Below are 11,699 nucleotides of genomic sequence, written 5' to 3'. Positions count from 1 at the left end.
GCCAAGGAGGAGGTCTTATGTCTGTTCCTCAAGCTCTGGCCGGCACACCATTGCGCACCGACTTTCTCAGCGCCAGCGACGCAGCCCGGCTGGTCGCGCGCGTCGGCATCACCCAGGTGCTGCGCCTGATCAGCCAAGCCCTGGAGGCCGACTTCGGCCGCTGGCAGGACTTCGACAAAAGCGCGCGCACCGCCGCCCATTCAGCCAGCGGCGTGATCGAGCTGATGCCGGTGGCCGATGCGCGGGACTACGCCTTCAAATACGTCAACGGCCACCCGCACAATCCGCGCCTGGGCCTGCCCACCGTGATGGCTTTCGGCGCGCTGGCCGATGTCGCCACCGGCATGCCGCGCTTTGTCAGCGAGCTGACGCTGACCACGGCCTTGCGCACCGCCGCCACATCCGCCATGGCTGCGCGCCATCTGGCGCGCGCCGGCAACCGCAGCATGGCGCTGATCGGCAATGGCTCGCAAAGCGAATTCCAGGCTCTGGCCTTCATGGAGCTGCTGGGCGTGCGCGAGCTGCGCCTGTTCGACATCGACCCTGCGGCATCGCAAAAGCTGCTGCGCAACCTGCAGCCGTTCCTGCCCGGCTTTTGCGCCACGGCCATCGTCTGCACCAGCGTGCGGGACGCCGTGGCCGGCACGGACATCGTGACCACCGCCACCGCCGACAAGACCCGCGCCACCATCATCCCCGGACATTTGCTGGAGCCCGGCATGCATATCAATGCCGTGGGCGGTGATTGCCCCGGCAAGACCGAGTTCGATGCCAGCGCCCTGCAGCGTGCGCAGGTCTTTGTCGAGTACGAGCCGCAGACGCGCATCGAGGGCGAGCTGCAGCAAATGCCCGCCGACTTTGCCGTGACCGAGCTCTGGCGCGTGCTGCAGAAGCTGGCGCCGGGCCGGACATCGGATGCCCAGATCACCCTGTTCGACTCCGTGGGCTTCGCGCTGGAGGACTACTCGGCGCTGCGCACCATGCACAGCCTGGCACGAGGCGCGGGCCTGCTGTCACAGATCGAGCTGGTGCCGGAGCTCGCCGACCCCAAGGATCTGTTTGCCATGGTGAGACAGGCAGCCAGTCCCCAGATCATCAATCTTGCGGCCCGTAAGACGGCCTGAAGCGGAGCGGCTCATGGCATACACATCGTCCACACTGATCGGTCTGCCCACCGATATCGGTGCCTCGCGCCTTGGCGCGGCCATGGGGCCCGATGCCCTGCGTGTGGCCCAGCTCGGTCCGGCGCTGCAACGGCTGGGTGTGCAGGTCAGCGATCTGGGCAATCTGAGCGGCCCCGCCAACCCGCGTGGCGCGCGCGATGCCCAGGGTCTGCGCAATCTGGCCGAATGCCTGAGCTGGAACCGGATCGCCCATGACGCTGTGCTGCAGGTGCTGCAGCAACACCGGCTGCCCATACTGCTGGGTGGCGACCATACGCTGGCCACAGGCTCCATCAGCGCCGTGGCCCGCCATTGCCGCGCCACGGGCAAGCAGCTGCGCGTGCTCTGGCTGGATGCCCACTCGGATTGCAACACCCCCGAAAGTTCGCCCACGGGCAATCTGCACGGCATGCCGGTTTCAAGCCTCTGCGGACTGGGACCGGCGGAACTGGCCTCGCTGTCGGGCACGACTCCCGCCCTGCCTGCCTCATCGTTCTGCCAGATCGGCCTGCGCAGCGTGGACGAGAGCGAAAAGCACATGATCCGAGAGCTGGGGCTGGAGGTCTACGACATGCGGGCCATTGACGAGCTGGGCATGCGTGAAGTGATGCGCCGCGCCCTGGTCAGCCTGCTGGGACGCAACGACAGAGACATCCATCTGCATCTGAGCTTTGACGTGGACTTTCTCGATCCTGACATTGCTCCCGGCACCGGCACGCCGGTACGCGGCGGCCCCACCTACCGCGAGGCCCAGCTGTGCATGGAAATGATTGCCGACACCGGCCGTCTTGCCTCGCTGGACATTGTGGAGCTCAACCCGGCGCTGGACCTGCGCAACCAGACGGCGGAGTTGGTGGTGGATCTGGTGCAAAGCCTGTTTGGTCAGAGCACGCTGATGCGCGCCCCCCGCGGCGTGCTGCAATGCTGAGCGGCCGGTCTGGGTCTGGCGCGAGGCCATGAAAAAAGGCGCTCCTGCGAGCGCCTTTTTGCGGCTTGCCTGCGGCATCAATGCTGCAGGATCTTGTTGAGGAATTCCTTGGTTCGCGGCTGGCGGTTTTCGGGATGGCCGAAGAACTCTTCCTTGCTGCAGTCCTCCAGAATCTTGCCGCCCACGTCCATGAAGATCACACGGCTGGCCACCTTGCGCGCAAAGCCCATTTCGTGGGTCACGCACATCATGGTCATGCCTTCGTTGGCCAGGCCCATCATCACGTCCAGCACTTCGCCCACCATTTCGGGGTCCAGTGCCGAAGTGGGTTCGTCGAACAGCATCACGATGGGATCCATCGACAGAGCGCGCGCAATGGCCACGCGCTGCTGCTGACCACCGGAGAGCTGGCCGGGGAACTTGTCCTTGTGAGCGGTCAGGCCCACGCGGTCCAGCATCTTGAGGCCACGGGTCTTGGCGTCGGCAGCACTGCGGCCCAGCACCTTCATCTGTGCGATGGTCAGGTTCTCCGTCACCGACAGGTGGGGGAACAGCTCAAAGTGCTGGAACACCATGCCCACGCGGCTGCGCAGCTTGGGCAGGTTGGTCTTGGGATCGTGCACTGCCGTGCCGTCCACAAAGATCTCGCCCTTCTGGAAAGGCTCCAGCGCATTGATGGTCTTGATCAGCGTGGACTTGCCGGAGCCCGAAGGGCCGCACACCACCACCACCTCGCCCTTGTTGATATTGGTGGAGCAATCGGACAGCACCTGAAAGCTGCCGTACCACTTGGAAACGTTCTTGAGTTCAATCATTTTTCACTCCGACTTTTGTCAGTGATCCATCGCAGCGCCTGCAACGGGCTCGGTCAGGCCAGGGACGGCCAGCAAGGGCCGCCCCGCAGCCGAGGCCGTCGTCCCCCTTGAGGGGGAGGGCGCGAAGCGACTCAGGGGGTGTTTCATCGAATAATGGCAATCTTCTTGTGCAGACGCTTGACGAACCAAGACAGTGCAAAGCAGATCACAAAATAGGTCACGGCAGCCGCCAGATAGGATTCGATGGGTCGGCCGAAGTTCTTGCCGGCGATTTCGAAGCCCTTGAGCATGTCGTAGGCACCGATCGCATAGACCAGCGAGGTATCCTGAAACAGGATGATGGTCTGGGTCAGCAGCACGGGCAGCATGTTGCGGAAGGCCTGAGGCAGCACCACCAGACGCATGTTCTGACCATAGGTCATGCCCAGCGCCTGTCCGGCAAACACCTGTCCACGTGGAATGGACTGGATGCCGGCACGCATGATCTCAGAGAAATATGCTGCTTCGAACGCCACAAAGGTGATGATGGCCGAAGTCTCCGCACCGATGGGCTTGCCGATCAGCATGGGCATCAGCAGGAAGAACCACAGAATCACCATCACCAGCGGGATGGAGCGCATGCCGTTGACATAGATGGTGGCAGGCAGGTCCAGCCACTTCTTGCCCGACAGGCGCATCAGCGCCAGCAAGGTGCCGAAGAAGATGCCGCCCAGCGTGGCGATCACGGTCAGGGACACGCTGAAATACAGCCCCTTCAGCACAAAGTTGCTGAACAGGTCCCACGAGAAAAACGACCAGTCGAGGTTGAGATTCATATCAGTGGCCTCCACCGCTGGCTGCAATCAGGCCGGGCACGCGAGAACGCTTCTCGATGAAGGCCATGATGCGGTTGATGATGAAGGCAGAAATCACATACAGACCTGTCACAGCCATATAAATTTCGACGCCACGAGCCGTCTCTTCCTGGGCCTGCATGGCGAACATGGTCAGTTCGGCCACGGACACGGCAAACGCCACGGACGAGTTCTTGAACACGTTCATGGCCTCGCTGGTCAGCGGCGGAATGATGATGCGAAACGCCATCGGCAGCAGCACATAGCGGTAGGTCTGGAAGGTCGTGAAACCTACTGCCATGCCGGCGTAGCGCTGGCCCCGCGGCAAAGCCTGAATACCGGAGCGCACCTGCTCGGCAATACGGGCAGAGGTGAAGAAACCGATCGCAAACACCACCAGCACAAAGCCCGGCAGGGACTTCATTGCGGGGAAGATGGCCGGAACCACGTGGTACCAGATGAACACCTGGACCAGCAAGGGAATATTGCGGAACAACTCCACCCAGGCATTGCCCAGGCGCACTATCCACGGACGATCGGGCAAGGTACGCAAGGTACCGATGACTGCGCCCAGCACCAGAGCGATGACCAGCGACAGCAGTGCCACCGACACGGTCCAGCCCCAGGCCGACATCATCCAATCCAGATAGGTGATGTCACCGTTCTTGCCAAAACAACTCTGCCCGACCTCTTGGGTAATGGTGTCCTGACAGAACACCTGCCAATCCCAACTCATACGAGCACCTCTTTCATTCTTGGTTTATGAGGGCAAACGCTCACACCGGCCCTCGCAACAAAAAAGCCCCTTCTAACCGCTTGGCAGAAGGGGCGGTACACCTATAGGCGGGATTACTTGACTTCGTAAGCTTCCATGGGCTTGTCGTTGGGGTGAGCCCACGCATCCTTGGTCGCTGCCGACAGTGGCAGACCCACCTTCACGTTGTTGGGAGGAATGGGCTGCAGGAACCACTTGTCGTACAGCTTGGTCAGAGAACCATCCTTGATCTGACGCACGATGGATTCGTCCACAGCCTTCTTGAAGGCGGGATCGTCCTTGCGCATCATGCAGGCGATGGGCTCCACCGACAGCACTTCACCCACGATCTTGTAATCGTTGGGAGCCTTGGACTTGGAAATATTGGCGGCCAGGATGGAGCCGTCCATGATGAAGGCATCGGCGCGGCCGGTTTCCAGCATCAGGAAACTGTCGGCGTGGTCCTTGCCCATGACTTCCTTGAAGGTCAGGCCGTCGGCGCGCTTGTTCTTGCGCAGGGTCTGTACGGAAGTCGTACCCGTCGTGGTCACGATGGTCTTGCCGTTCAGGTCCTTGATGCCGGTGATGCCGGAGTTGGCACGAGTGGCAATGCGCACTTCTTCCACATAGGTGGTGAAGGCAAAGGCTGCATCCTTCTGACGAGCCGTGTTGTTGGTGGTGGAGCCGCACTCGATGTCCACGGTGCCGTTCTGCACCAGAGGAATACGGTTTTGCGAGGTCACGGGCTGGTACTTCACTTCCAGCGCTGTCAGGCCCAGTTGCTTCTGGATGTCCTTGAGAATGCGCTCACCCATTTCGGTATGGAAGCCTACATATTTGCCATTGCCCAGCGTATAGCCCAGGCCGGACGATTCACGCACGCCCAGAGTGACGCTGCCGGTGGACTTGATCTTGGCCAAGGTGTCATTGGCCTGTGCAAACACGGTGCCAGTTGCCAGTGCGGTTACGGCGATGGCCAACAAATGCTTCTTCATACGGATCTCCTATTGGTAAGGACCAAAAACGCTTGCCACTCCTTAACGCATCGCCCTTTGTGAGGGTGGACAGGTTGCGTTAACAAATGTACTGCACACATTGTGCAGTCATGAAGATGGCTGAAATGCAATCATTTCTAAGACTTTTCCCGTAGGCAATTCAGGAAGGCAACCACCTACTTACCGCCTCAATCTTGTGTTGCAAAGCAGCACCTCTTTTTGTGCAAGCTGCGAACTCTAATGCTTTCGTGATTTCACAAGCCAATGCCGATGGCAAAAATCCTTATGCGCAACTTGCATATTCAGTATTAACCCGATGCATAACATTAGGGTTTTCACCAGTAAAACACCTGAAATCACGGCAAGCTGGTCACACAAGCAAAAAAAGGGCCAGCTGGCCCTTTTGGAAGAAAAGCAACACTCGATCGGGTTACACAGCCTTGACCTCGCCACCCGCAATCTCGCCCTGCTCCTTGAGGAAGTTCCATAGCGCAGCCGCTCCTCCCTGAGGGGCATCGCCCGTGGGTTTTTCCCGATAGGCCCGCACTTCCATGTCCATCTGAAAACCGGTCACACCTTCCGGCACTGCACGCACCAGTCGACCGGACTCCAGCTCGCCGCGTACCGCGCTATAGGGCAAAAAGGCCACGCCATGACCTTCCAGCGCCATGGCCTTGAGGCCTTCGGCCATATCGGTTTCATAGACGCGCTCGAGGTGCACGGCCTCGGCCGCCTCCTTGAGGATCAGCTCCGTCACCCGCCCCAGATAAGCGCCAGCGGCATAGCCCAGGTATGGCAAGGGCTGGCCCTGGCGGCCGGGCAGGGCAAAGATGGGGTTGCCGTTCTCGTCCGGCTTGGAGTAGGGAGCCAGCACCTCATGCCCCAGACTCACCATCTCATAGCGCGAAGGGTCCAGCTGAAAGGGCTGAGAAGAGTGGTAGTAAGCAATCAGCAGATCGCAGCCACCTTCCACGAGACGCATCACCGCATCATGCACATTGAGTGCGAACAGACGGCTGCGGAAGGGGCCGAACTTCTCGTGCACGGCCGAAACCCAGTTCGGGAAGAACGTGAACGCCAAGGTATGCGGCACGGCAAAGCCCACCATGCCCTTGCCCGCACTGACGTGGGCACGCAGCATGGTGCGGGTGCTCTGCAAGGACTGCAGTATCTCCAGCGCCTGCTCGTACATGGTCTTGCCTGCTGGCGTCAGTCGCGTCGGGTACGAGCTTCTGTCGACCAGATCGGTTCCCGCCCAGGCCTCCAGCGCCTGGATGCGGCGCGAGAACGCAGGCTGCGTAACGTGGCGCAGCTGGGCCGAGCGGCTGAAACTGCGGGTTTCAGCAAGGCTGACAAAATCTTCAAGCCATTTGGTTTCCATAGACTCTCATTATCCGCTGCCCTGCACCAAAGCTGTGCAACGGAGGTAATCCTTGTTGGCTAGTAAACGGGACAAAACACAGACTCGACGATGAGCCATGCCTTGGTCGCCAGACCCTAGGGTAATGCCTGCCGCCAGACGTAAGCCCTGCGACATAGATACCTTGATAATATTTGCTCACATCTATCCGGTGTGTCTACTCGCTCCAAGCCATCCCGGCGCACAACGCCGTGAAGGTCAAGGAACAACATAAGGACTTACGCAAACAAGAATGCAACGCGGCCTGCCTCCTGAGGCAATCGTCTTGCCGGAACCCGTTTTGCGTAAGTCGTGAACATAAGGGCATTCTCATCGAGTGCGCGCGGATCACGCCATTCAGGCGAGCTGCCCTGACTCCTGTGTGTTTTTCTGACTTTCCGCGTTCATGTCCTCCACTCCTCCCGAGACCGATGGTGCCGCCGATGCCGGCGCGCGCCCGGACGAGCCTCGTTCCCTGCGCATTGAAGACTGGCTGACCGTGATCATCATGGCCGCTCTGGCCCTGATCACCTTTGCCAATGTGCTGGTGCGCTACTTCACCAACTCATCCTTCGCCTGGACCGAGGAAATCTCGGTCTTTCTGATGATCTTGCTGGCCCTGGTCGCAGGCTCTGCCGCCGTGGCTCGCAATCAGCATATCCGCATCGAGTTTTTCTCGGACAGCGGCTCCGTCCAGCGCCGCAAGGCACTGGCCCGGTTCGGCTCTCTGATGGTGGCATTGCTGTTTGCCATCATTGCCGTGCTCAGCGTGCGCGTGGTCTGGGACGACTTCCGTTTCGAGGAGACCTCGCCCGGCATCGGCCTGCCCCAATGGTGGTATTCGATCTGGCTACCCGTGGTCTCGGCACTGATCACTGCACGCGCCATCGGCCTGTTCATCCGTCAGGGCAAGCCCGGCGCCTTCCCCGACGAGCCCGTGGAAAAAGACCACAGCAAGGAGATCGCATGATCGCTACCTTGCTGTTCGTGGCCTTTCTGGGCCTGATGTTCATCGGCGTGCCCATAGGTGCCGCCCTCGGTCTGGCCGGTGCGGCGGCGATTGCCCTGGCCAATGCCGATACGCAGTGGTTCGGTCTGCTGGCCGTGCCGCAGAATTTCTATGCCGGGCTGGGCAAATATCCGCTGCTAGCCATTCCCATGTTCGTGCTGGTGGGCTCCATCTTCGATCGCTCGGGCGTTGCCCTGAGGCTGGTGAACTTTGCCGTGGCCATCGTGGGCCGCGGCCCCGGCATGCTGCCGCTGGTGGCGATTGCCGTGGCCATGTTCCTGGGCGGCATCTCCGGCTCCGGGCCAGCCAATGCGGCGGCCGTGGGCGGCGTGATGATTGCCGCCATGAGCCGCGCCGGTTATCCCAAGAGCTTCTCCGCCAGCGTGGTCGGAGCGGCCGCAGCAACGGACATTCTGATTCCGCCTTCGGTGGCCTTCATCATCTACTCGGTGCTGGTGCCCGGTGCTTCGGTGCCGGCCCTGTTCGCAGCCGGCATGATTCCCGGCGTGCTGGCAGGTATCGCGCTCATCATTCCCGCCGTGTGGATGTCGCGCAAGCACAAGATGGGTGCGCTCGAAGCCTCCATGCCCCGCCCGCCGTTCTGGAAAAGCCTGCGCGAGGCCTCCTGGGGCCTGGCCGCTCCGGTGCTGATCCTGGGCGGCATGCGCATGGGCTGGTTCACCCCCACCGAAGCCGCCGTGGTTGCCGTGTTCTACGGGCTGTTCGTCGGCATGGTGATTCACCGCACCATCGGCCTGCGCGACCTGTTTCCGATTCTGCGCGAAGCGGGCGAGCTGTCGGCCGTGATCCTGCTGGTGGTGTCGCTGGCCGGCATTTTTGCCTTCTCGCTGTCCACCCTGGGCGTGATCGATCCGGTGGCCAACGCCATCGTGAATTCCGGTCTCGGCGAATACGGCGTGCTGGGCCTGCTGATCCTGCTGCTGATCACCGTGGGCATGTTCCTCGACGGCATCTCGATCTTCCTGATCTTTGTGCCGCTGCTGCTGCCCATCATGAACCACTACCACTGGGATCCCGTCTGGTTTGGCGTGATCCTCACGCTCAAGGTGGCACTGGGCCAGTTCACGCCGCCGCTGGCCGTGAACCTGATGGTCAGCTGCCGCATCGCGGGCGTGCGCATGGAGTCCACCGTGCGCTGGGTGGGCTGGATGCTGCTGTCCATGTTCGCCGTGATGATTCTGGTCATTGCCTTCCCCCAGCTCGCGCTGTGGCTGCCCGCAAGACTTGGCTATTGACCCCCTGAGCGGCTATGTCTAGGCGGCCCCACCACTTCCCCCCTCTCTCTCGCTTCTCGGGAGGGGGACGACACCAGCGCTGCGGGGCGGGGCGGCCAGCTTCGGCCCTTGCGCGGTGTCCGCTGAGATGGGCGGTGCTTATTCCATGTGCAATGCATCAAACAAGCAAAGCATTTTTTCGTTTCTAAAAGGGAGACAAACCAAATGAAACTTCGTACCTTCCTCGCATCCGCCGTGGCCACGGCCGCCGCTTTGGCCTTTGCATCGCCCATGGCCATGGCCCAGACCAAGTACAAGAGCGAATACCGCATGTCCCTGGTGCTGGGCACGGCCTTTCCCTGGGGCAAGGGTGGCGAGCTGTGGGCCGACAAGGTGCGCGAGCGCACCCAGGGCCGCATCAACATCAAGCTCTACCCCGGCACCTCGCTGGTGCAGGGCGACCAGACGCGCGAGTTCTCCGCGCTGCGCCAGGGCGTGATCGACATGGCCGTGGGCTCGACCATCAACTGGTCGCCCCAGGTCAAGTCGCTGAACCTGTTCTCCATGCCCTTTCTCTTCCCCAACTTCAAGGCCGTGGATGCCGTGACCCAGGGCGAAGTGGGCCAGGAAATCTTCAAGACCCTGGAAAAAGGCGGCGTCGTGCCTCTGGCCTGGGGTGAGAACGGCTACCGCGAAATCTCCAACTCCAAGCACGCCATCAAGACGCCCGCCGACCTCAAGGGCATGAAGATTCGCGTCGTGGGCTCGCCCCTGTTCCTGGACACCTTCACGGCCCTGGGCGCCAATCCCACGCAGATGAGCTGGGCCGATGCCCAGCCCGCCATGGCCAGCGGCGCCGTGGACGGCCAGGAGAACCCCATCGGCGTTTACATGGCGGCCAAGCTGCAGTCCGTGGGCCAGAAGCATCTGACCATGTGGGGCTATATGAACGATCCGCTGATCTTTGTGGTGAACAAGGACATCTGGAACAGCTGGACACCGGCTGACCAGGCCATCGTCAAGCAAGCCGCGCTGGATGCCGCCAAGGAAGAAATCGCCATCGCTCGCAAGGGCCTGGTCGAAGCCGATAAGCCTCTGCTCAAGGACCTGGCAGGCCTGGGCGTGACCGTGACCACGCCTAACGCTGCCGAGCGCGAAGCCTTTGTGAAGGCCACGCGCCCCGTGTTCGACAAGTGGAAGAGCCAGATCGGCGCACCGCTGGTCGACAAGGCCGAAAAGGCCATTGCAGCCAGCCAGAAATAAGCTCCCCCTGAGCCGCTACGCCTAGGCGGCCCCGCGGCTTCCCCCTCTCTCTTCGGGAGGGGGACGACACCCTCGCTGCGGGGCGGCCCTTGCTTGGTGTCACTGGTTTGGTCCGCGCCAGCTTCATGGCGCCGCAGATAGTAAAAATCCCCGCACGGCTTGCCGTGGCGGGGATTTTTTTGCTATGAATATCAAAGCTGTAAGCGCCTGATATAAGTGAATTTCAACATCAAATCAAATTGAAATACAACCACATCAATCGCAAGCAGCTTTCGATTCAATAGCACTCAGATGGGCGAAACCAAGGGCTTGCCATCCAGATGGCAGCGCATATTGGCGATGAAGCGGTCCACCGAGTTCTGCACGGCCTCGGGCGACCAACCGCCCACATGGGGCGTCAGCACCACGGCGTCCAGATCGATGAGTTCCCGCGGCGGCAGCGGCTCGCTTTCGTAGACATCCAGTCCGGCACCGGCCAGACGGCCTGCACGCACGGCGTCGGCCAGCGCTGCGGTATCGACCACCGAGCCGCGCGCGATATTCACCAGCACGCCTTTCTCGCCCAGCGCATCGAGCACCTCTGCATTGATCAGATGGCGCGTGCCAGCGCCGCCCGGCGTGGCCACCAGCAGCACATCGGCCCAGGCAGCCAGCGCCAGCAGATCGTCGAAGTAGCGGTAGTCGGCGCCCTCGCGCGGCTTGCGGTTGTGATAGCCGACGGGCATATCGAAGGCGGCCGCGCGCCTGGCGATCTTGGCGCCGATCTGGCCCAGCCCCACGATGCCCAGGCGCTTGCCCGAGACATTGGCCGGCAGCGGCAGGGCCGAGCGCCAGATGCCGGCACGCGTGGCCTTGTCCAGCTTGACGATGCCGCGCACCGCAGCGATCAGCAGACCCATGGCGTGGTCGGCCACGCAGTCGTCGTTGGTCCCCACGCCGTTGCCGACGGCAATCCCGTGCGCCTTGGCATAGGCCACGTCGATGTTCTCGTAACCCGCGCCCATGGCGCAGACCAGAGCAAGCCTGGGCATGCGCTGCATCTGCGCGGCCGACAGGCCCGTTGCGCCAATCGTGCACACGCATTGCACGCGAGCTCCGTGGGCGGCGATTGCGGCCTCGGCCTGATCGGCCTCGGGCGCATAGATCACATCAAAGTCGGCAAAGGTCTGCTCCATCTGCTGCAGATGGGCGGGGACCTGGAGATTCAGGACTAGCAGGGCAGGCTTCATGGCGGGAACGCGGCGCTTTCATGGAAAACGCCTATTTTGAGCAGGCTGCGCCAGCCCTGCCCGTGCATGGTCAAAA

Annotated in this window: 11 protein-coding genes; 5 read left to right on the top strand and 6 right to left on the bottom strand. The window is 61.7% G+C overall.

The genetic code is table 11. The features are described 5' to 3' along the window. Positions 1-17 precede the first annotated feature (17 nt). Positions 18-1,124 carry an ornithine cyclodeaminase gene (locus EIC84_RS10195; protein ID WP_003068103.1) on the top strand — a complete coding sequence of 369 codons (1,107 nt, stop codon included), beginning with the start codon at positions 18-20 and terminating at the stop codon, positions 1,122-1,124. Between the two features lie 13 nt (positions 1,125-1,137). Beyond that, positions 1,138-2,091 (top strand): arginase, encoded by a 954-nt coding sequence (gene rocF, locus EIC84_RS10190; protein WP_003068101.1) that lies wholly within the window; start codon positions 1,138-1,140, stop codon positions 2,089-2,091. Positions 2,092-2,168: 77 nt separating this feature from the next. Here the strand turns inward: rocF and EIC84_RS10185 are convergent, their stop codons facing one another. The 5 genes from EIC84_RS10185 to EIC84_RS10165 all read right to left on the bottom strand — a co-directional run bounded on the left by EIC84_RS10185 (position 2,169) and on the right by EIC84_RS10165 (position 6,869). Then, the gene (locus tag EIC84_RS10185; protein ID WP_003068099.1) at positions 2,169-2,906 is read right to left on the bottom strand and encodes an amino acid ABC transporter ATP-binding protein; all 738 of its coding nucleotides are present in this window, start codon (positions 2,904-2,906) and stop codon (positions 2,169-2,171) included. 143 nt (positions 2,907-3,049) lie between these two features. Beyond that, on the bottom strand, positions 3,050-3,721 hold the full coding sequence (locus EIC84_RS10180) for an amino acid ABC transporter permease (protein ID WP_003068096.1): 672 nt from the start codon (positions 3,719-3,721) through the stop codon (positions 3,050-3,052). A gap of 1 nt (position 3,722) precedes the next feature. Then, complete coding sequence (locus EIC84_RS10175) at positions 3,723-4,475, bottom strand: amino acid ABC transporter permease (protein ID WP_003068095.1); 753 nt, start codon at positions 4,473-4,475, stop codon at positions 3,723-3,725. Between the two features lie 113 nt (positions 4,476-4,588). Further along, positions 4,589-5,488, bottom strand: coding sequence for a transporter substrate-binding domain-containing protein (locus tag EIC84_RS10170; RefSeq protein ID WP_003051113.1), 900 nt, complete (start codon positions 5,486-5,488; stop codon positions 4,589-4,591). Positions 5,489-5,918: 430 nt separating this feature from the next. After that, positions 5,919-6,869: a LysR substrate-binding domain-containing protein gene (locus tag EIC84_RS10165; protein ID WP_039050033.1), complete on the bottom strand. Its 951-nt coding sequence runs from the start codon at positions 6,867-6,869 to the stop codon at positions 5,919-5,921. A 424-nt stretch (positions 6,870-7,293) separates the two neighbouring features. On the opposite strand from EIC84_RS10165, the gene EIC84_RS10160 reads away from it, so the two are divergent. The 3 genes from EIC84_RS10160 to EIC84_RS10150 all read left to right on the top strand — a co-directional run bounded on the left by EIC84_RS10160 (position 7,294) and on the right by EIC84_RS10150 (position 10,394). Next, positions 7,294-7,857, top strand: coding sequence for a TRAP transporter small permease (locus tag EIC84_RS10160; protein WP_003068089.1), 564 nt, complete (start codon positions 7,294-7,296; stop codon positions 7,855-7,857). Further along, the gene (locus EIC84_RS10155) at positions 7,854-9,152 is read left to right on the top strand and encodes a TRAP transporter large permease (RefSeq protein ID WP_003068086.1); all 1,299 of its coding nucleotides are present in this window, start codon (positions 7,854-7,856) and stop codon (positions 9,150-9,152) included. Before EIC84_RS10160 ends, EIC84_RS10155 begins: the two co-directional genes overlap by 4 nt. Before the next feature lie 204 nt (positions 9,153-9,356). Next, complete coding sequence (locus tag EIC84_RS10150; RefSeq protein WP_003068083.1) at positions 9,357-10,394, top strand: DctP family TRAP transporter solute-binding subunit; 1,038 nt, start codon at positions 9,357-9,359, stop codon at positions 10,392-10,394. Between the two features lie 287 nt (positions 10,395-10,681). Here the strand turns inward: EIC84_RS10150 and EIC84_RS10145 are convergent, their stop codons facing one another. Next, positions 10,682-11,623, bottom strand: coding sequence for a 2-hydroxyacid dehydrogenase (locus EIC84_RS10145; protein WP_003068081.1), 942 nt, complete (start codon positions 11,621-11,623; stop codon positions 10,682-10,684). Positions 11,624-11,699 lie beyond the last annotated feature (76 nt).

Source organism: Comamonas sp. A23 (genome assembly GCF_004522605.1).
GTDB lineage: Bacteria > Pseudomonadota > Gammaproteobacteria > Burkholderiales > Burkholderiaceae_C > Comamonas > Comamonas thiooxydans.
Note: the sequence above shows the minus strand (reverse complement) of the source record. Positions and strands in the feature narration are given on the sequence as shown.